The 21,543-nt window shown below is 42.6% G+C and carries 20 protein-coding genes; 6 read left to right on the forward strand and 14 right to left on the reverse strand.

Annotation, left to right across the window (positions count from 1 at the left end; genetic code table 11):
- Window positions 1–701: 701 nt before the first annotated feature.
- The 4 genes from accA to folE all read left to right on the forward strand — a co-directional run bounded on the left by accA (window position 702) and on the right by folE (window position 3,885).
- Entirely contained in the window at window positions 702–1,676 is a 975-nt protein-coding gene (accA, locus tag BJP34_RS07675) for an acetyl-CoA carboxylase carboxyl transferase subunit alpha (RefSeq protein WP_070391836.1), read from the forward strand.
- Between the two features lie 361 nt (window positions 1,677–2,037).
- Window positions 2,038–2,313, forward strand: a complete 276-nt coding sequence (locus tag BJP34_RS07680; protein ID WP_143727664.1) for a hypothetical protein — start codon at window positions 2,038–2,040, stop codon at window positions 2,311–2,313.
- Window positions 2,313–3,038, forward strand: coding sequence for an SDR family oxidoreductase (locus BJP34_RS07685; RefSeq protein ID WP_193431314.1), 726 nt, complete (start codon window positions 2,313–2,315; stop codon window positions 3,036–3,038). Before BJP34_RS07680 ends, BJP34_RS07685 begins: the two co-directional genes overlap by 1 nt.
- Window positions 3,039–3,162: 124 nt before the next feature.
- Window positions 3,163–3,885, forward strand: a complete 723-nt coding sequence (gene folE, locus BJP34_RS07690) for a GTP cyclohydrolase I FolE (protein ID WP_070391838.1) — start codon at window positions 3,163–3,165, stop codon at window positions 3,883–3,885.
- A gap of 622 nt (window positions 3,886–4,507) precedes the next feature.
- Here folE and BJP34_RS07695 read toward each other — a convergent pair.
- Window positions 4,508–4,705, reverse strand: coding sequence for a hypothetical protein (locus tag BJP34_RS07695; protein ID WP_081431101.1), 198 nt, complete (start codon window positions 4,703–4,705; stop codon window positions 4,508–4,510).
- Between the two features lie 619 nt (window positions 4,706–5,324).
- A complete protein-coding gene (locus tag BJP34_RS42725) occupies window positions 5,325–5,495 on the reverse strand; it encodes a hypothetical protein (protein ID WP_158517078.1) in 171 nt (56 codons plus the stop codon).
- Window positions 5,496–5,651: 156 nt separating this feature from the next.
- On the opposite strand from BJP34_RS42725, the gene BJP34_RS07700 reads away from it, so the two are divergent.
- On the forward strand, window positions 5,652–5,882 hold the full coding sequence (locus tag BJP34_RS07700; RefSeq protein ID WP_070391839.1) for a helix-turn-helix transcriptional regulator: 231 nt from the start codon (window positions 5,652–5,654) through the stop codon (window positions 5,880–5,882).
- An 8-nt stretch (window positions 5,883–5,890) separates the two neighbouring features.
- Entirely contained in the window at window positions 5,891–6,025 is a 135-nt protein-coding gene (locus BJP34_RS48565; RefSeq protein ID WP_267876514.1) for a hypothetical protein, read from the forward strand.
- 103 nt (window positions 6,026–6,128) lie between these two features.
- Here BJP34_RS48565 and BJP34_RS07705 read toward each other — a convergent pair whose 3' ends face one another.
- The 12 genes from BJP34_RS07705 to BJP34_RS07760 form a co-directional block, all read right to left on the reverse strand.
- On the reverse strand, window positions 6,129–7,295 hold the full coding sequence (locus BJP34_RS07705) for an endo-1,4-beta-xylanase (protein ID WP_229424283.1): 1,167 nt from the start codon (window positions 7,293–7,295) through the stop codon (window positions 6,129–6,131).
- Window positions 7,296–7,692: 397 nt separating this feature from the next.
- Window positions 7,693–8,754 (reverse strand): glycosyltransferase, encoded by a 1,062-nt coding sequence (locus BJP34_RS07710; RefSeq protein ID WP_070391841.1) that lies wholly within the window; start codon window positions 8,752–8,754, stop codon window positions 7,693–7,695.
- A gap of 138 nt (window positions 8,755–8,892) precedes the next feature.
- On the reverse strand, window positions 8,893–9,198 hold the full coding sequence (locus BJP34_RS36275) for a sulfotransferase domain-containing protein (protein ID WP_070391842.1): 306 nt from the start codon (window positions 9,196–9,198) through the stop codon (window positions 8,893–8,895).
- The gene (locus BJP34_RS47145) at window positions 9,182–9,823 is read right to left on the reverse strand and encodes a hypothetical protein (protein ID WP_229424515.1); all 642 of its coding nucleotides are present in this window, start codon (window positions 9,821–9,823) and stop codon (window positions 9,182–9,184) included. The genes BJP34_RS36275 and BJP34_RS47145 overlap by 17 nt, the downstream gene beginning before the upstream one ends.
- Before the next feature lie 381 nt (window positions 9,824–10,204).
- Window positions 10,205–11,440 (reverse strand): glycosyltransferase, encoded by a 1,236-nt coding sequence (locus tag BJP34_RS07725; protein ID WP_070391844.1) that lies wholly within the window; start codon window positions 11,438–11,440, stop codon window positions 10,205–10,207.
- 246 nt (window positions 11,441–11,686) lie between these two features.
- Window positions 11,687–11,911: a hypothetical protein gene (locus tag BJP34_RS07730; protein ID WP_158517079.1), complete on the reverse strand. Its 225-nt coding sequence runs from the start codon at window positions 11,909–11,911 to the stop codon at window positions 11,687–11,689.
- Window positions 11,912–12,489: 578 nt separating this feature from the next.
- The gene (locus tag BJP34_RS07735) at window positions 12,490–13,794 is read right to left on the reverse strand and encodes an oligosaccharide flippase family protein (protein ID WP_070391846.1); all 1,305 of its coding nucleotides are present in this window, start codon (window positions 13,792–13,794) and stop codon (window positions 12,490–12,492) included.
- Window positions 13,795–14,041: 247 nt separating this feature from the next.
- Complete coding sequence (locus tag BJP34_RS07740) at window positions 14,042–14,932, reverse strand: sulfotransferase domain-containing protein (RefSeq protein WP_070391847.1); 891 nt, start codon at window positions 14,930–14,932, stop codon at window positions 14,042–14,044.
- A gap of 290 nt (window positions 14,933–15,222) precedes the next feature.
- Window positions 15,223–16,317, reverse strand: a complete 1,095-nt coding sequence (locus tag BJP34_RS07745) for a glycosyltransferase family 2 protein (RefSeq protein WP_070391848.1) — start codon at window positions 16,315–16,317, stop codon at window positions 15,223–15,225.
- On the reverse strand, window positions 16,314–17,561 hold the full coding sequence (locus BJP34_RS07750) for an O-antigen ligase family protein (protein WP_070391849.1): 1,248 nt from the start codon (window positions 17,559–17,561) through the stop codon (window positions 16,314–16,316). The genes BJP34_RS07745 and BJP34_RS07750 overlap by 4 nt, the downstream gene beginning before the upstream one ends.
- Before the next feature lie 599 nt (window positions 17,562–18,160).
- A complete protein-coding gene (locus BJP34_RS07755; protein WP_070391850.1) occupies window positions 18,161–19,633 on the reverse strand; it encodes a zinc ribbon domain-containing protein in 1,473 nt (490 codons plus the stop codon).
- A 172-nt stretch (window positions 19,634–19,805) separates the two neighbouring features.
- Window positions 19,806–21,482 carry an alkaline phosphatase family protein gene (locus BJP34_RS07760; RefSeq protein ID WP_070391851.1) on the reverse strand — a complete coding sequence of 559 codons (1,677 nt, stop codon included), beginning with the start codon at window positions 21,480–21,482 and terminating at the stop codon, window positions 19,806–19,808.
- Window positions 21,483–21,543: the final 61 nt, after the last annotated feature.

Below are 21,543 nucleotides of genomic sequence, written 5' to 3' on the forward strand. Positions count from 1 at the left end.
TTTGGCGGACAGCTAAAGCCACAATCTCATCTTCCTAAAACCCTCGCGCTAAATCTTTGAGTTGATTGGTAATAAGGAATATAGTCATCCAGTTCATCCAGATAGATAGCTGTGTCACGAATTTTCCTGATCAAAAATCCCAGGTAGTGTGCGAATCACGCCTATGGGCGACCGGGGAAGAAAAACCAGCTGGGGTATTTATTCCCCTGAAGCTACTTATGATGTGGATCTTCAATGGTATTACTTCCCAATCTTCCCCATCCTTTTGTTGAGATCTCTATTTTCCCCAGTAATTCACCAATCTGGCAAAGTTTCAGGTCAATAGCGATGATAGTATGTCTGGATTTGGGGATTAAGCCAAGTCTACGCTAGATTAGCCCTACACCTAGTAATAATACCTACTAATAATATCTTTGCCGTTTAGATCGTCAATTGTAAATAGCGATGCAGCGCCGACCTGCGGGGGTTTCTCCCACTCGCGCTTTGCATCAAGACAGTGATGGGGAGATGGGAAGATAGGGAGAGGGTCAATTGAAGCAAATGATTGAGGCAAATATTAAGTTGTCAAAAATTTTAATGCTACCAGATGATATAAGAGAAGCGTGGGATTCCCATCTATTTTTGATGGGTTTGCTACTCTGGAGTTATGGCCTGTAATCTTACACAGAAACCCACTGACCATTGACGAATGACCAGTAACTATGTCACCAGCAAAAAACAGAACCTTTAGTCTCGACTTTGAAAAGCCACTGGTTGAACTGGAAAAACGAATTAAGCAAATTCGGGAACTCGCAGAGGAAAACAATGTCGATGTTTCTGACCAAATCCGCCAACTGGAGACAAGAGCAATCCAACTGCGTCAGGAAATTTTCAATAGTTTATCACCAGGGCAACGGCTACAGCTAGCCCGTCACCCTAGGCGTCCAAGTACCCTCGATTATATTCAGGCAATTACTGATGAGTGGTTTGAGTTGCATGGCGATCGCGGTGGTTATGATGACCCAGCCCTAGTAGGGGGGATTGGCTCTTTGGCGGGTCGTGCTGTGGTAATATTAGGACATCAAAAAGGTCGTGATACTAAAGATAATGTAGCTCGCAACTTCGGGATGGCTTCCCCTGGGGGCTACCGTAAAGCGATGCGGCTGATGGAACACGCTAATCGCTTTGATATGCCAATTTTGACCTTTATTGATACCCCTGGTGCTTGGGCTGGTGTAAAGGCGGAAGAACTCGGACAAGGAGAAGCGATCGCTTATAACCTCCGAGAAATGTTTCGTCTCGATGTCCCCATTATGTGTACAGTCATTGGTGAAGGAGGTTCCGGCGGTGCTTTGGGAATTGGTGTTGGTGATCGGGTTTTGATGTTTGAAAACGCTGTCTACACCGTAGCTAGCCCAGAAGCTTGTGCCGCCATCCTTTGGAAAGATGCTAGCCAAGGACAGCAGGCAGCAGCAGCGTTAAAGATTACCGCTTGGGACCTCAAAGAATTAGGGATTATTGACAAAGTTTTATCGGAACCCATAGGAGGAGCTCATGGGGATCCCTTGGCAACCGCCTCTATCCTCAAAGAGGCTCTATTGGAAAACCTGGCAGAACTAACTCAATTAACCCCTCAACAGCGCCGGGATTTGCGCTATCAGAAGTTCCGAAATATGGGGATTTTTCTAGAAAGTTAGTCTTGAAGGAGTTAACAGGTAAATGGGTCAGAGGTCTATCTGTCAAGTCGCCAAGGCGTTGCTGCTGAACTAAGGACTAATCTCAAGTATAGTTAGGTTCGCCTGCCAAGTACAGCTACCAACTTAAGGCGTGACATAATGGTATAGCTATATATAGCAAGGGGTTCATCCTCTGGGGTATTGAGCTAATCATGCTCCGCATTTTGTCTGATGTTTAGGTTGGTAGCCCAATTACCAATTACCCTATCCCGATTTTTCTATCCTCAAAGTTTATTATTGACAGCCGACTTGGTAGCTGAATAGTCTGCGGATGATGATACAATTAACAATTGTTCACAATAGTCTAAGGTAGTTAGTCAGTTTGCTAAACAATTTCGGATACACCGAAAACCTAGCTGTGCCTTTGGAGATTAACTGCCCTAAGGGAGTGTCTATAATCTCGGTGCCTAACCAACTCACTAAACCTAAGCTTAATTCAACGGCGTCCACCTCTGGTGACCTGGTAGCTGACCTAGCAGATTTAAAGCTAGCAGATTTAAACCAAATACCTGCGTTATGTGGGCATTTGCTTCGGATCAATCCTGAGTTTTATCGAGACGGTAGACAAGCATTTGTAACAAAATCTTGTAAAATTTGATGATATCGACTGTTGAGCGACGCGCCATAATTACTGGAGCGAGCAGTGGTATTGGCAAGGAAACAGCTTTAGCCTTTGCTAAGGCAGGAATCAGTGTAGCCTTAGTCAGCCGTTCCCGGAACAACTTAGAGATGGTTGCTGCTGCTGCTAGGGCAGCTGGGGTGCAAGCTAAGGCTTATCCATATGATTTAGCTGAGCTGGAGCAGGTTAGATCTTGGATAGAAAAAATCACAGCAGATTTTGCTCCTATCACTATTCTCGTCAATAATGCGGGAATGGCTTACGCTAGATATCTCAGTGAGACACCGCTATCAGATTGGCAGCGCTTAATTGACCTGAATCTGACCAGTGTGTTTCAGTGCATCCAGGGGGTTCTGCCTGCTATGCGTGCCCAACACCGAGGCACGATCGTTAACGTGGCATCAATTGCTGCTAAGCAAGCCTTGCCTAAATGGGGGGCTTACAGCGTTAGTAAGGCAGGTATGATTGCCCTCTCCAAGACTCTAGCAGCGGAGGAAAGCCGCCATGGTATCCGGGTAGTGAGCATTTGTCCAGGTGCAGTCAATACCCCTTTATGGGATACAGATACAGTTCAGGTGCAATTAAATCGGTCAGGGATGTTGACCCCAGAAATTGTTGCCCAGTCAATTTTGCACACCGTCGAGCTACCACAACAGGCTGTCATCGAGTCCTTGACTCTCATGCCCAGTGCCGGGATTCTTTAGGGTATAGGTAGAAATAATAGCACACTTTTGGTTCACTGAAAGGTTATTGCTGTGTCAATTTAACCTGTCCCTATGGTCTGGCAATATCAAGTTCATTTTTGTTTACAATCTAATCAGATTAATCATGACTATTGCTTCTTCCAATGGTTTCAACCGTGTTGAATCTGTTTCAACTGCTAAAAGTATCAATGGTAATGAGAAACATCAGCTAGAGACCCGTCCTGAGCGCAATACCCAGAATGGTCACCAGCCCAATTTACAACCTCCTTTGGAAGAACTGAACCAGGAGATGATCAACGCTGTCACCACTATCCTATTGGATGTTGGTGAAGACCCGCAACGAGAGGGACTGCTCAAAACCCCTAAGCGGGTAGCCGAGGCAATGCGATTCTTGACTAGTGGTTACAATCAGTCTTTAGAGGCAATAGTCAACGGGGCAATTTTTGACGAAGGTCATAATGAAATGGTACTGGTGCGGGATATCAATTTCTTTAGCCTCTGTGAACACCACATGTTGCCATTTATGGGTAAGGCTCACGTCGCCTATATCCCTAACCAAAAAGTGGTAGGACTCAGTAAAATAGCCCGTGTGGTCGAGATGTATGCACGGCGACTGCAAGTTCAGGAACGGCTGACTCGCCAGATTGCCGAAGCCATTCAAGCTGTCTTGGATCCAAAGGGTGTGGCTGTGGTGATGGAAGCTACCCATATGTGCATGGTGATGCGGGGTGTGCAAAAACCAGGGTCTTGGACCGCTACCAGTGCGATGGTCGGGATTTTTCAAGAGGATCAAAAAACTCGTGAGGAATTCCTCAACCTAATTCGCCATCAGCCGAATTTCTTTTAGGGGTTTGACTTAAACAGTTAACTAATCCTACTCAAAAAGTCATTAGTCATTAGTAATTAGAACTCTGGGAAAATTAACGTTTAGCTCAGACCTGACCAACAGTAGAGCCATGATTTTCAGCAGAGTTCTATTAGTCCTTAGCTTCAACCGCGAGAAGCCTCACAACGAACATGGGATGAATCGCGGACAGAGTTTTTTTACCAAGCAGGGAACTCAAAATCGTTTATATCGCCTATATCGTCTATAATGAAAGTAGTAGGGTAAATCAAATTAAGAGCTAACCGCCACCTAAGTGCTTAAAATAGAACTCATTATATTGTTCCGGTGGGTCGGGGCATCCCGGAGACGAAACCTTAGAAGAGTGGAGCCTTAATCAATAAGTTTTAACCCTTTACCCATAGCCTGCTAACCATAAAGGCGACCCTCTGAATGCGGTAACTTCTGACCGTATCGTTAATAAAGTAACCCGTGTATCCGTTCGCGCAGCGTCGGCGAAAGCCGATACCGTTGGGTGGAGTTGGTAAGAAGCCCACACTTTAATCTTTGATAAGCGTGTGGGAGTATGTAACTAACGGTAGTTACTGATCACAGATGAGTAATTACTAATGACTTACCTTAGCCACTAGTTAACAACATCCTCCCTAATAGTCTCCACATCAAACATTATGGAAAATTTTGCCTCAGGCATCATCTGCTTTAAAACTCGTAGATGTTCTTCAGCATTGCCGCGCCGTCGGAATCGGCCAACGGTGATATTACTGAGCTTGGGTTGCAGAAGGACAATGATCCAGGGATTGAGCTTTTCTTTATAATTCAACATAGGTTTTCCTTATCGGTTTTCCTTGAGACACTTGAATTTGGGGCCAAATTACTTTCCACTACCATCAGCGACCCATCTTTACACCTTGGAAAGCTGGTGAGATGGGGTAACCCATGTGCAGAGGCTTACTTGGGCAAACAGCCCCTCATTCGGCAGGATTGATGACAGAGGGCATTAGTACATATGTACTAATTTTGGGGTAGCATTGAACGCAGCTTGACAGTTCTGCTGATTTTTTGTCTAATTCTTCTCACTTTTTGTCGAATCAGTTATAATAGACGAGCAAGTAATGGTGAATTAAAGTCTATTAAAGTTGATGACCAAAGCCAAAAATGCACCGGTTAACGACAGTAGACATCAAACCTCCTGTAGATAGAGCAATCAAAATCAGAAATTTGGCGGTGGGGCATCCCATCATTAGTAAAGCTTGCCTTATACCCGAACACGGAAGCGTTTCCGTAAGGAGATAGCGATGGCTGGGGTTGGCGAGAAGCCTACACCTACTCGAAACGAGAGGTTTGGGAAATGTCACCGTAATTAGTTGCCAGTTAGATTCCCCTGATCAGGTAAGTATGCTGGTGTTGAAGCGGCTTACTTTCGATTGCGCGATGATTTGCCTCTAGCTTGGCATAGCTTGGGGAATATGAGCTGTTTGGTGCAAACATTTTACAGAAAATTTATCTACGGTATGGTTAGTGGTCAGGTATTTTACTGAACTAACTAATAACCCTATGTGAGGTCGCCACACTGCTTGCTGCTGAAGGGCATTCAAGAAAAGGGCAGAAAACAAAGTTAACTGCCCTATTTTAATTAGGGCTTACGCAATTTAGCCATCGACACACGACATGTAGCTTTTAGAGGGTAACTATAACACTACATGTAGAGTTCATCCGCAAGCCCTATTTAAGCAAACCGTTCAAGTTTTCTTGAACAATAACAATTTATTATGAAAAGCCAAGAAGATCAACCTCTAACCCTGGTAAAACTCAGGGAACATGTCAATCTGACTCAAATGAAATTAGCCATTGCTGTTGGTGTCAGCATTACGACGATTAGTGACTGGGAAAATGGCAAAGCCGAACCACGCTTAAAGCACGTCAGGCTCCTGATTGAAATACTGGGTTGTTCTTTCGAGGAACTTTGTGAAGCCTTTGACCAAGCAAAACGTCGTTCGTAAAGCGACGGGTGCGCGGTCAAAGGCAGCCAGTGCGTTCAAAGGTAGGTAGTGCGTTCAAAGGGGTTTCCCCTTTGAACGTACTGCATCCCGACTCCCGACTCCCGACTCCCATTAACCCAGGACTTTCTACCTCACCCAATTGAGAACTGCTATATATAAACCTATATATAAACATAGGCTTGAAAATGAATCAATAACCCAATTGATATCTCAGCTGAAAGTTAATTTCCCCAAAGGTCTAATGATTCAACGTTTAGGAGCATTATCAAAAGCACGAGCGATCGCATTCCAGGCTAACTTGGGCTTGAAATCTGCATCGAGAGGTAGAGGTCGCACTGGCGCACCATCTGACCGGGGATGGAAGCTAGTTAAGTATGTGTAGCGATCGCTAAATCCCCAGGTCACTACTGCAATCACTGCTGGCTCATCAAGTACCACAGACAGATAATCTTCATAAGCTTGAGCCACCATGCGATCGCGTACAGTCACATCCTTTGGTAACTTGTCATCTCTAACATCTAGTTCAGTAATCAAGATTTTAAAACCCATACTCGCCACATCTCGGAGAAACTTCCGCAGGCTGTGGGGGTTAATCCGTTTATTCCCTCGCAAGTGAGCCTGGATTCCCAAGGCATGACAGGGGGTTGCCTGAGACTTCAACCCCTCTAGTAGCTTCAAGACAGCCCTACGCTTGGCTTGCTCATCACTCGATTCATAACTCAGTCCATACTCGTTATAGAGTAACATTGCCTTGGGGTCAGCTTCAGCTGCAATGCGAAAGGCTAGGTCAATGTATTTCGGACCTAAAAATTTTAACCATGGCGTTTTGCGTAAACCATCTGCCCGTCCTTGGAAGGTAGCGATCGCTTCATTAACAACATCCCAGGAGTGCATTTGTCCAGCATAACGCCCAGCCACTGTCTTAATATGTCTGACCAAGAACTGTTGAGCATTTTGGCGGTTTACTGTCTCCTCAAACCAAGGGGGTAATGAGATGTGCCAAACAAGGGTATGTCCCCGAAACAGCAATCGATGAGTCTGGGCAAAGTTTGCCATCCAATCCCCAGCCGTAAAGTCAAACTGATGGGGGTGAGGGCACAGGGGAGGGGAAGAAGGAGTAGAAACAAACCACTTTAGTCCCCATCCGGGAACCAGCATGGCACACTCTTGAGCAAAACGGGTGGCTAAGGCTGGGTTTGAGGATAGGTCTCGGAATCGACTCTCGGCTCCATAAATTAATCCTTTTGCTGCTGCACGCTCTTTTAAAGAAGCTCCTTGAGCTACTGCAAAGTCTCGCTTCGGGTCATCAATAGCTTGAATTGAGTTACTTTGTCTGATAGATTTACACCTTGTCAGAGGGCCGACACTGGCTAAGCTACCTAAACCCAGTAATAATTCACGTCGTCCAATCATTAACTTGTTTTTACTCCTAGAAACCATCACCTAATATGTGTAGCTTTCATTATTTCAGTGATTTATCCCTGAGGGGGTGACAAAATAGCAGAAAAAGCTTTTTTTGGAAAAAATGCCGGGATTTCTGGTAAAAAAATATCGGTCTAGTTATCTCAATAAGACCAATAAACATGATAAGCTTACCGTAAGCATATGGGCGCTCGCGCACCCTAGGCGAACATCCAAAGGCCAAGGCCAAAGGCCACGGTACGGGCATGGCCACGCTACTTGAGGTGCTTTCAGCTTATGCTTAGGGTTTTAAACCAATTTTTTTTACCCCAAAAAACTAATTAATATAGTGAGGTACCCCAGGAATTTTGCAGGCATCAATAAATTGATGATTCTGGTTCAGCTATTGCTATTTCTTCCTTTTTTTTCTGGAGTAGTTTGCAATTTCATTGTAGGCATTAATCGTTTTATTGGCTAGTTCTTGCCAATCAAAAGCCTCTAGGGGAGCTTGTTCTGGACGGGGAGTGTTTAACGCCCAATCTAAAGCATTTTCAATGTCATAATCAGTAATTTCTCCTGTATAGGTATAGACCCATTCTTGACCAACTTGGTCTTGAACTTCAGGGAGAGCACCAATTTTAGGAACTAATATGGGTCGGTTAAAAGAGAGGGCTAAGAAAGCACTACCAGAGTTTAAAATCTCGCGGTACGGCAAAATAACTAAGTCAGCAGCACTGAAGTACCATTGCATATGGTCTTTAGGTATGAAATTTAAGTTAATTCGCACTCGTTGATCTAAGGCGGATTCCCTTTCAATTTCTGCTGCTAATTCAGGAAATTCTGGACTACCCACAATATAAAGTATGGCTTCTGGGTCAAAAACCTGTCGGAAAACTCGCATCAATTGAGGAGCATTTTTGTAAGGTCTAATTTTGCCAAACAAAAGCAATACTTTCGCCGAAGTTGGAATTCCTAGGTAGTTGCGAGCTTCTTGAGAACTGACTTGATTAGCATACTGCCCTCGGTAGTGACCATGGGGTACTACAAAACCAGGAATATTCTTTAACTGAGGGAAGCGCTCTTGGGCAGCTTTCATCCCAGTTTGGCTAAGGTTAATGTAACCATCTAACTGCCTTGTAAAGGCTTTCCAGAACCAAGCCTCTAGTTGCGGGTAAAGCTGTTCATGAGAGGCTAAGTTGTGTACTGTCCAGACAATTTTTGTCCCCCGCCAGCGAGCCAAAATCATTAATAATAATAGAGCTAACGTTTTTGTGATCGCTCTGAAGAAGTTAGGTTCATTTAAGTTTCGTTCTGGCCAGTGCCGATGCCAGATAGAATAATTATTTATCAGCAATTTTTTAGGAGAAAACTCATGGACATCAACCCCCAAAGTAGTCAGGTGGGTGTAAACTAGCCAGGTATAAGGGTTTTTGTCACGATCTTTAAAGGCTGGTTGGGCAAGAATTTTCATATTCCACCTACTCCATTTAGCTTTGGTTAACTTTAGAGCTACTATTACTTACATGCTACTACCTAAACCTTGAAATCCATTACCAGTCAAGGTGTGTGCCGCAAACTACTTAATAGCTTTAAAAAAACGTAAACGATCTCAGGTTTCTAGTGACCAGAATTGATCAGACTGATAAAAAGGTAGATCGAAGAGTTGAACATAATTACGCACAACCTCCACTTCAGATTGGGTCATCGTTTGTTTCCATTTATTTATTTGTTGGTTGCTGATACGTACCTTGGAATAACGACCAGGGATGTTGTTAGTTGAACTCTGGAGTACATGCTTTTCTACCCGGGTAGTCCATGGCAATTCAAACTGCTCAAATAGCTCTTTGAACTTACCAATAGGGTCTAAGCATAAGTCCTCATAAAAGACCAATAACCATTCAGGATTTCGAGACAATGCATCGGCGACAACACGATGTCTTGCTGCCCAGATAGCTGCAAAGATTTCTATTGGCCTTTTTGCTGCCTCTATCACTGAGCGGTAGGGTTCGTATTGGATCTTGAAATAAGCTAGATTGATGTAATAGAGTATCTCGGGAAAGGTCAGCAGGAGTTTCTTTGTTAATTTCTGATAATACGGTGGGGCAAGGATGTGGAACAATTACCAATAGTTTTGGATTGTAGCGCTTGAAAACCCACTCGATGGACATCAGAGATGCGACATCTTTGACGATGATTTGATAATTAGGCAGTGCTCTAGCCCAGAAACCTCGGTACCAACCGCCTCCAAAAGGTAGACCTTTGAAGACATTATCAAAAGCATTTTCAAGCAAGTCATCTTGCTCACCAGGTCGTGTATATCGGAACCATGTATCCATGTTGCCTTTTCCAGTAATCTCTGGATTACATGGCTCGTAGTAGTATATAGCACGATTTGCGGTGGACAATGTTTTCCCGACCCAACTTGTACCGCTGCGACCATGACCTAATATCAAAATTGGGCGTTTGCCAACTTGCCAGTGATTCAAAAACCACGAGCTAAGATAGTAGCTGGTATTAGTAATTAAACGTTGTTTCATCATTTATATTTATTTAGGGTTTGCTGAAAAAGTATTTTGGTATGGGTAGGAGTCAGGAGTTAGGAGTCAGGAGTTAGGATAAATGGGAATTATATAGGAGTTAGTCGAAAGAATTGTCCCTTGATTTTTATGCTCTTGTCTGCTAAAAATGTTAATTTGATTTATTTTTTTTATATAAACATTGAAATCAGTCTCAATTCGGCTAACTAAAATGCCAACTAAAATTTAATCACCACTAAACCTTAAAAAGAGTATCACAACTATCAATAGTTAGCCATATAGCGTTTATCCTAGTTATCAGGTACAGTCATTTTTTTCAACCTCTAATCCTTACTCCCATTAACTCCAAGGGCGTAGACCCTCACCCAATTAATAACTGGTATATCAAGATTTAGATCCAGCTAACTGGTTAGACTTGGAAAGTGAAACAATAGAATCTAGTTCCGAAATAACCCCTGCTATTGCTTTATAACCAAACAATTCCTCAAGTACACCTGGATTAACATTATCTCTGAAAGGATCGGACAAAAATCTGATAATTGCTTCGGCAAAGGATGACTTATCTACAGCAATTTCAAAGTAGTGATGAACCTCTTCTGGTAGACCTGCTATTCCCTGTGGTGTAGAAACAATCGGTCTACCAGAAACCAGCATTTCTAGGGACTTTATACTAACGCCACTCCCAGCTGAAACTGGATTAATGAGAACCCGCCCCGACTTGTATACTTCTGTAGAAGACACTGGATTTATTTTCAGATCAACTTCTGCAGTTTCCTCACATAGCTGCCTAACGTGCTGGACAGGATTTGAACCCGCTATTAAAATAGTAAATGTTGGTAATTCCAAACGTATTATAGGCATAACTTGGGTAATAAACCAGATTATTCCCGCTACATTGTTGTCCGAAAAGAGGTTACCCAAAAAAACGATATCATAGACAGGATTGGGGCTTAGTTTATTTCTAGATATTGCTTCCCTATTCTCTTCAGGAAACTCAATCAGAGGAGGTAAGTAGCGACCATTGTTCAATCCTTGACTTCTCCAAAAATTTAGGTCATCTAGGGATATATCGTAAAATAAAGTACTCTTTTTTAGTAAATTGATTTCATACTTTTCTAAGTTAGACAGTGATAAATATCGTTTGAGCTTGTTTAACCCTTTGGCAGACGCCAGTTTTCGCTTATAGTATAAATGCTCGATATTGTGAGAGCGAATAACCAGCAGCCGATTCAAGTGTTGACTTAACTGACTTGCTACTTCTCCACCGTGAATACCATCTAGGAATATCACATCAGGATTAAACGCAGCCACATCAGACAGTAATAGCTTTAATTCTTTACCTCTAACAATTCTAGATGTCACTTCCAAAGGATACTTGAGTAAGTCAATTATCCTCCGAATAAAAGAGCCGAGTGTCCTTGGAAACTTTATCAAAAAAACTTGCTTGGCATACTTCCTAATTTCCAGGACTTCCTCGGGTTTTGGAGTATGGCTACACCAGCAGATAACTTGTATATCAATCCCTAAATTAGAGAAAGCTTTTATCCTTCGCCACATGTCTAATCGCGCCCCATGGATGGGCGGATAGGGAATATCATGGCATACTAATGTAATTTTCATAAATACCGCTACTCTTCCTATCAGTTGTTTGCTGCTCTAGAATTAGTTATGATAATTATCAGTACTGATCATTGTTCAATAACCTAGATGTTCCATCAATTAAGCATAGTTTAAATATATTATTTCAATAGATAAGTAATAGTTATGTAACTTGACCACTTTATACTGATAACTTTTATCTAAATAACGAGTTAAATATAGCTGGAGTTTTTAACCTATATCCAACCCTTTGATTAGTTCATCTTTTTAAAAGAGATAAATCGGAAAACCGTCAGCAATATAACCCTTGGTATTAATGGGAGCAATATAGGAGTCAGGGCTTGAAAGCGATGCAGCGCGGTCTTGGGGAGGCAGCGCGGTCTTGGGGAGCCAGTGCGGTCTTGGGGAGGCAGCGCGGTCTTGGGGGTCTCCCCCATGAGCGACTGCCGTTCCCCCAGCAACTGGCGTGGTTTCCCCCATGAGCGACTGCATCAAGACAGGTGCGGAAACAAGTTCCGCACACAGACCCATGCGCCATGAGCGACTGCATCAAGAATTGATAAATTTTGGTGATGCTAGTCATAGACTATAAATACTTGTAGAGTCACTGGACGAACTACTTGATGAAGAGAAGTAGGCAAAGTCTTGTAGACTCAGTATTTACCTAACTCCTACCTGCCATAGTAGAGGGGTCTAGTTGATCACTGGCTATCTTTGATTGCTTAAGAGCGTTGTCAAAAGCACGAGCAATAGCATTTTACCCAGACTTTAGTTAGAAGTCCGAGGTACGAGATTAAAAGCAAGCCAAGGTGCTGATTGGCTTTGCCTGAGACTTATCACTAGCTCTAGTTGATTCTAAGAGAATATCCGTAAAAATTATGTAAAGCTTTATTAAAGAAAGTTAAATGTTATCCTAAGTAACAGCAAATTTTTTGTAAAAATCACCCAAGGTCATGGGTAATGGTGATCTGATTAACAATTACCCATGACAAATTACCCATGAGCAATTACCTACGACCAATTACCCAACAATCTTAGGTTACATCCCTCTTAGAGAAAGGGGATAAAGATTAATGTTCCGATTCTTGAAGGCGCTTGCTTCTAGTCACCTCTTGTCGATATAAGACAAACACTAATAGCCATAAGCTGAGCATCCTCAAGGAATCTGAGGTTAAACTTGACCAGGCAGCTCCCTTCCATGAATATAGAGGAATTAACCAAAGGTTTAACGAAAAGTTCAACAGAGCTGCCGTTACTTGTATGCTACTACGCAACCCTTGAAATCCAGCACCAGTCAGGGTGTCCGCCGCAAAAAACTGCATGGCTTTAAAAAACGGTATCGGTGCTAACCAACGTAAGGCATTGACTACCTCACTATAGTCTTCACCTATGATGTAGGGTACGATTGGAGCCGAGATAAACAACCCGATACCAGCAGCTATTCCGTACATACCAGCAATTGGTGATAGACGCTTGGCCAGATTGAGACTTCCTCCGATGCCAGCGGCTCCCTTCTGAAAAAACTTCGCATAGGAAGCCGCCAACAGAGATTGCACAGGAACAAATGCTACATCAATTAAACGGTATGCAGCAGCATATATACCTGTAGCTTGTAATGTAGAAAGACGCGCCAGCATGGTTTTATCTACATTATTGTTAACCGTTTCAGCACAAAGGTTGACAGAAAAGTAGAATCCCTGAAGCATCTCCGGCTTGATCTTTGATATTGCCAATTTAGGAGTTCCTAACATCCGATGTACCATCAGAAATCCAACCCCAGCTGCTATTGCTGTACTAGCCATATATAAAGCTGCCCAAACTACAATATCTGATGTCTGAAAGAAGCTGACAAAACACAGTGTTGCCACTAAATTTTTTAGACTAAGTAAAAAATGAATCTGGGCGGTGTGCTTAAGCTGACTGACCGCGATAAATGCCTGACCAGCAGTGGCTAAAATTTTCAAAAATAGTAAGTCAGACAAAAATACCAAAAATATTAGCAGGGGCGAGGTTTCTTCAGGTAAAATCCCTGGAGCTATAAGCATAACTAAGGCAATTAGCAAGCCACTAGAGGTAAAAACCATCAATAGCGCATTGCCCCAGTATTCCTTGAATAAGGCTCGGTTTCTAGAGACATTTTTAATTAAAACATCTCCACTCCCCCAGGTAGCAAAAGGCGATATAATCGCCGCTAAAGCCGTCAAACTAGCAAACAGACCATACTGTTGAGCACCGAGGGTACGAGCAATTATCACGAAGTAGGCGGCTTGGACAATCATCTTCAGAAATTTAGCCAATAGCATCCACAACGTGTTACGTACTAGGGATTTCTGAAATATGCCAATGAGCCTGGATTTGAGGGATTGAAAATTCATATTAAGTAGTTTATATCATACCTTTTTGCTGCTAGGATTTCCTGCCAAATTGATCATTGATCGAAAATTATCTCTGATTACACAGACTAATAATACAATCAGCGACGTGGTATGAATTATACCAAGTTGCCATCGAAGATATTACTCTAAAAGTTAGCATCATAATACCTCTGAAGGCAACTTATGTATTATCTGATTTATCCCTGCTTAGATGGCTAATTTTTCATTATGCTCACCCTGAGGCTGACTAGCTGCTTAGTCCCACTAATTCTTTGCTATACCATGGCGATATCTCCCGCCCCAATAATTTGAAGAGCTTTTGATTATCATTGGCATAGATGCTGTAGAGTTTTTGAATTGCTGATGGACTGGGGCGAAGCTTTTGGTGTTGTAAGGGTAAGCGTTGATCAACACGATTGATAACGCCGCGCATAAACGGGAAACGGGCTCCCAAATAACGAGCAATTGGTGAACTAGTGCTTTGATGGACTTTCTTAGACTTTTTACTAAAATCAAAGGAAGAATCTATGTCAAGGAATTCACAAACTTTTTTCATAGAATCCTCTGAGTTTTTAGCAATGTCTTCTTCAAAGACTAGAATTAGCATTTGCTTAGGATCGAAGTAGTCATAGTAGCTTTGCAGTTGGCGATAATATCGTCCCATATCGATGATGCCATAGCGCTCAACTAGGGATTGTTTATCACCAACTAATAGCTCATCAAGGTCATCATTCAGAGATATAGCTCCATTTTTGATAAAGTGATTCACAGCAGCAATGGCTCGTTCAACTGGATTTCTTAGGACTACAATAAGTTTGGCTTCAGGCAATGTCTCGTAGATCAGCCGATGGGAATATGGAATTTCTTCGAGAGGGTCATAGTAGACTTTACCCTGGGCATCAGGTAATGGGTCGATCCATAAGTAATTAGGGGTTTTTTCTCCAATCGCTTTTTCCCCATTAACATCAGCAAAGTGTTGTTTATACCATTCAAGACCTTGGTTGAGATTATACCTTTTATTAAAGTAATGAATCTCATCGCTAGGTATAAATACCTCAGGATGTTCCTTGAGATTATGGGATAACCAGGTAGTTCCAGCCTTTTGGGCTCCAATGATTAAAAAGTTCGGTAAAGTCACTAACAACTCTCTCGTAATATAGCACTGCTATTTCGCCGTTAATTCTACCTATATAAAAATCTACAAAACAATTGACTATATTGCTGATTATCCTAAGTAATTTGGCTGATTTTTTTGACTAATAATAGACTCCAATATAGGGTAGGTATACGGATGATTTTATATATTAAGAGAATAATGTTAATATGGGATACTGAACTAATTAGCTAATAAATTACTTATATTCCCATTATATTGGGAGTTAGTGCTACCCACATAATACCAATGAGTGTAGTTCTCCTGACCATGAGTTAAGAAGTTAATTTTTTATAGGTCAATAGGCGTCTCACTATGCGGATTATTTTCACTAGCCATAGAATAATTGTAGGACGAGATGCTGAACAAAGGAGCCAATATATTACTGGTTTTACCATACTATGGGGCATTATTCCTACCCACAGAAACCAATGACTCCACAGGATTTTTTTTTGGAAATTAAATTTAGAATATTTCCAGATTGACCAATATCCTTTGTAAGCTAAAACTAAAGGAGAATCAGAAGCAAAAGGATGATGGTGAGGATCTAGCCGTAAAGAAGCGATACGGTGAATCAAATGATTGGGGTCACGAACGCTAAAATCTGGGCATACGTGATAGCCTAACTCAGTCGCCTTGCTTACTAAATAGTTATACTTGATGAAATCATGGTTGATAGACCGACGGAACCGTTCAATGGGAATGGTTCTCTTAGAAAAAGCCCACAAATTATTCCCATGTTGTCGGTATGCCCCAAGGGGTTTTTCAATCGATGCCACTTGCCCATAAAATGGGTTCAGGGTGACTAGATAACCATCAGCAGCTATGGTAAATTCGGATTCGGGTATAGGCAAAATTTGAGCTAGTGTTGACCGTGCAAAACTATTGCCACTGGTTACAGTACTGCTGTACTTTCCCTTCTCCAACAAAATTGGCCAAACGGTGCCACTATCAAATTTTATGTCTGGAGCTGGATGGATACCAATGAATTCACTAAGGGCATTGACCAACTCTAAACGATATTGCACCTGGACTACCCCTGGTTTCCAAACGGCTACCACTTCGGACACCGCATTAGGGAATAAGTAATCATCAGCATCTAAAAAAATTACAATCTCCCCACGGCTGACATAAAAACCGGCATTGAGCGCCGATGCTTGCCCACCATTTTTTTTGAGGATAGGAGTAATTTGGTCACCGTAGCTAGTGATAATATCATGAGAGTTGTCAGTGGACTCATCATCCACCACAATGACTTCGGTATTTGGATAAGTCTGACTGAGGCTACTGTCAATTGCTTGAGGTAGAAACTGACCGTAATTGTAGTTGTTGATGACAATACTGACTAATAACTGAAAGTTTTCATTCATTTCAATAGGTTTTGTTGTCGCTCTAATGGAATAAGCACCGAAAGAGCTACCGATGTGTAGAGTACCCAAAAGATATTGTTTTGTATCATCACTGACGTCTCTGTGATATTGGCTAACACGGTATAGGTTAAGAACAATAATGGCCAGAGATTCTCTGATGTTTTACTTACACGGAGCCAAGCAATAGCTCTTAGTAAACTAAAACTAAATCCAATTAGGTAGATTGATACTCCCAAGATTCCTAAAGCTAGCCATAGGTCGAGCAAGCCGTTGTGGGCGTTGGGAGCTGGCCACAATACTGCACGCCAGACATAGGCAGATTCACCATTCAAGCCATTCCAGAATGAACCATAGCCATAACCGAGCCACGGCTGTTTATTAATCATGTCCAACACGAAAGGCCATAGCTCTGTACGACCGGTTAAGGTAGCATCTTTACCAATTGCACCTAGCAAAGCGTCTGCATTATCTAACAACCAGATTAAGACGCTGCCTCCGAATGTTGTCATGGCAAATATAGCCGGAATCAGTAGGTCATATCGCCACCGTAACATCCGGTATAGATATAGAGAGAATAACATAATTATAAGACTAACCAGTGCAGTTTTTGAAGTGGTAAATAGTAAAAGAATTACGGCAAAGCCAAACCCCCCCCACAACAGTAAATTATTTTTTTTGCCTCGAATAGCCAGGAGCAAAAATACGACTGCACTGGGCACCATTACTTTGCCAAGAACATTTTTATGGACGTATATTCCTCGCCAAGTTCCAGCATGAACTCCCCCCATAATACCGTATTTCGGCAGAGCCACAATAAACATAAAACTGAGCAATATTGCTACTCCGAATGCCCAACCCAGCATTTCTAGCTGTTCTTTCATGGTGTAGCGGCTGGCGAGGTAAACACCAAACAATGTTGTGCCAATTAGGGCAACAGCACGGTTGATAGTCGTTGTTGGTTCAGAAGACCATAAAACAGATACTACTGCTATCCCCACCAACAGACTGAGCCATCTATCTTTACTGAGGAGATAAAGTACTTTTTTCCACCGTAATGTTAGGAGGAAAAAGGTAACGAGATAAATTAATACGAACAGCAATCTACTGAGGGAGGAATCAAATTCTTGTATGACATCCCCCTCACTTCTGCCTCCTGATAAAATTACAGTGAGTACTCCTCCTGAATAGAGCACCAAGGAAACAGTAGTGAAAATCGGTTCAAAAAATGCCAACAGTTTTCTCATCAACCCTGGCTTATAGGTAAAACTTGTAGGTATAATATTGCAGGCATAGTATTATATGAAAAAAGTTACTAGTTCAGAACATATATCATGTTTTGAGGCTGTTTTGTGGTATAATGAAAGTCCCAATATCACCGTAGCAAGCTGACGGGTTAAGGAATAGGCAAGGTGCGGCGGGATTATGGCATTTCCAAACCCTGATATTGCTTGATTTCACAGGTTTTGGTAAACCCTGACCTAAGATTACTAATACTCCTGAACTTGATATTAAGCAGTGATCCTGTTCTACAGGAGCTTACTTTAGACAAAAATTGTTTTATTAGATAACATGTATACAAAACCTGATCTAAATCTGCAATTGTCGGATTTCAATGGGTCAATCCTATAGTTGCTAATTAAGGCAATGGATGACATTGTTTCAAGTTAGTAGCATCTGGCCAGCTAAGAGTGCATCTACACTCTTAAACCGGCTGAATCTAAGAGGGATACTCTTGAACCGGGATTAATCGGGGTAAACCCGGATAAAACGGTCAAGGTGCATTTTTATTGTTGTCCGAGTGAGAAATGGTGGTACGGCAATTGGAGTTAAGCCTCCCATTCGTCTATCTGGACGTTTCTGGCATCCCGGCCAGAAGTTCCTTGAAAGCCTGAGTTTTGCTATGCTTGTAGTCAAGCCATCCAAGCTCGACAGCATCAACTAGACTCAATCCCATACCTTTCAAGAAACGCGCGGTACGACGCAGCAACACTGCTTGAACCTCGGTTTTATTCATGTACCGGGTAATCTCCTTGTCGGTACCTCGATCAAGGATGTTTTTAGCAGCATTATGGTCAGCCTGCAAAACGACCCCATTAAATCTGGTAAAACTGTCCCCGCTCCTTTTCCCTAATAGGGTTCCAGTCACGGAGTCAACTTGCGACGTGTAACTAGGCTGGACTTCTGTGACAACCGAACCAGTCCAATCAGCCCATTTTTGCAAGGAGTCCCGTATTTCTCCTTTCATCCAACTATTGAGCTTACGAGACATGGCCTTGGACTGACGTTTATTTTTAATCGATTGTGTTAAATCTTCAGCAAAAACCTTTAATGACTCTCCTTTGAAAAGAGACTTGGAAGCTGCTCCTATAATTGCCTTTAGTTCTGACTGATTCTTTCTGTATCGGCGATTTTCTGTTTTTCTGGTTAAGTTATTTTCTAATATTCGAGCCGACTTGGCTGGGTCTATCTTTTCTAGTTTTCTATGAAGCGCACAAAGCTTACCTCTGTTGCGGTTTTTAGAACATATGCGATCGGATTTCTGGGTTGTTACCTTACCCAAGTTTTTCCCGTGCGCCTGACCATCTGAATCATAGAAAGCCTCAGTGTATCCCTTGTCTACCCCAATGGCTCGGCGGTCGGCAGGAATTTCTACAGTCCCATGGTCTACTAGGAAATGAATCTCAAATCTTTTCATAAGTTGGTTGTATATCAGTCTAATCTGGCCTTTTATTTTCCGATTAGACCTAACAACTATTTTGTTTCTTTTTCCTCTTTTTAAACCAGCTAACTCTAGTTGATAGGTATTACGGGAGAGCCTTTTGCACTTATATCCTCCCTGTTGATAAACTATCTGATTTTTTGCCCAAGAATGTCCCCGCTGAAACTCTTTTCTGACAAGCCTATGCAGCAATGGATTATCCAGGAAAGCTAAAGTCTTAAGCTGTTTGCAAAGCTCCTTTCTTGTCTTTTGGCCATCTTTCCCAGGAAACTTTTTGTAGATTTTTTTTATAACTGCCTCAGTACAGGCCGCTTGTTGAGCTGTAATGGCCTTAGCTACATCGCTTACAGTCCATTCCATTAGTTTGGAAGGCAGTCCTAAAGACTCGGGTGTTCTAAAGCTCCTCACTTCTGGGTATGCTTTTTTCCAGTCAAGTTTCCAATGACTGATACTGCCTAGTTTGTTGTAAGACTCAGACCTAACTGTGCCTAGTTTCTTCATCGTAGACAGCAACTCAATTTCGACCGACTTAGTCATCCCCACCACGAGGACGATTTGAGTCGATATCTTCTTGGTTGCGTCTACTTTGTTGGGCATTGCTGATTGGTTGTCTCTTGTATCTTCAGTCTACTCTAGCGCTAGCAAAACGTCAATGTCTGTTTTGCGGTATTAAATCCCGTCTTATCCCGATTTTTGGCTACTTAATTGCGTGGCTCAGGAATTAGCCAGATAGGGAAATTCAATCCTATCCCTAGGGTTGATTTATATCTCAGGCTGAGATGGAAAAAGTCGGACTAAGTAGAGATTTGCCATCAAAGTAGTCTGGAATCGGTGCTCCCATCAACGTCAAGATGGTTGGGGCTATATCTACAGGATGAGCCTCTGGCAAACTAGAACCTGGGGTAATTCCTGGTCCGCTTGCCATCAAAAAGCCTCTGGCTCGGTGACCACCAGGGCGATTATAGGTAATTGGACCAATGCGTCCCACATCAGGACTATCCACTACATCTGTGGGACACTCGTGCCATACGACTACTAGGTCAGCATCTGGCAGTTTGGGGTTATCATCTGTGGCTACGTTATGGGTGCGCACTACTTGTTTAACTAATGGTTCTCCTGTCCTGCCATCGGTAAGGCGATAAAGGAAGTCTGTTAGGTTATCGCACAGAGCATCATACTCGGAAGGCTCAACAATACCATCTCGTTCCCGTCCTTTGAGGTTGATGCGAATATGTCCATCAGCAAAGGCGGGTAAAGCAAAGGCTTTCATCTTGGGCCACAGGGGAGTATATAGAGTAGCTGGCATCCAACCCAATTGCACCTTGTGCTTCATGAGGGGATAAGGGGAGAGTAAACCGTGCTGGCCAGATTGTAAAAAGGCTTTATGGGTCCAGGTGTTGAACAACTGCTTAATGGGATTGGGTTCATAAATCTTTCGCCATACTTCCCCTGGCCAAGAGTTGCGGATTGGACGAGTAATTGGTGCTGGGGGAGTGACTCCGATTTTGCTGGGAGTAATGGCATATTTGCCAGGGAAGTTATACCGATAGAGCAATTCTGGCAGGAACATCATGCTCATCAAATCAGTAACATTGGCAGCCATGCCATGAACTGCGAAACATAAGATATAGGCATCCTTAGGGGCAGCAGCGAGAATTTTTGCGATCGCATCATCCACCGCTTCAAAGATTTTCAGCATAGGGTCTCCAGCCTTACCATTCTTTTTGCTCTGGTAAGGGTAGAGCTGGTGATCTGGTTGGCTGCGGTCCCACAGGTCATGACCAGCACTGTGAGTTTCACCGAAACCGGTCACGAACAAGTCCCACGGTTCACGCTGAAGTAAATCCCGACAAATCTCTGAGCGGGTGGAGATACTTGTTTTTAGAGCTTCCTGAATCCATTTAAAATAAACTGGATCCCACCAGCGACCATTATCTTTATGGAGCACTGGGTTTTTGCCGTATTGGGCAATAATATTGGGCAATAATTCCGGCGGTTGGGAATGGCTTGGCACAAAGGGATAATGTCCCCCCCAACCCAAAATTTGTAAGCCATTAATTTGATCTGACAGTGCTGATACTGGTACATCAAAGGCAGCAACACGGTAGTCATCACCTAAGGCATAAAAGGGATTATATTCTTTATAATCGTATCCACTATAAACTTTGTCGCAGACTACTTTATAAGTGTCTGGATAGAATTTTATGGTATCCCAAAAACCGGTTTTATCTGGTAAACAACCGGTAGAAAACATCACCCACAAGGGTTCGGTGGAGGAAAATTCAACTGTCTTATTATTGTTGTAGTTAACCGTATTGTTAAGGCGACCATAGATTCCTTCTTGCCGTATTTTGTTGAGGGTCTTCAGATGTCCTTGGGACATCCACTTCTCTAACAAGACGGGGTCAGCTGCATCCAGTCCAATCGCAATTACAGGGGTTTTCATGGTAGTTGTTTACATAACTTTTTAGATAAAAGTAAACCTAATCTATAAGAGCATGACGATC

Source organism: Moorena producens PAL-8-15-08-1 (genome assembly GCF_001767235.1).
Classification (GTDB): Bacteria; Cyanobacteriota; Cyanobacteriia; order Cyanobacteriales; family Coleofasciculaceae; genus Moorena; species Moorena producens_A.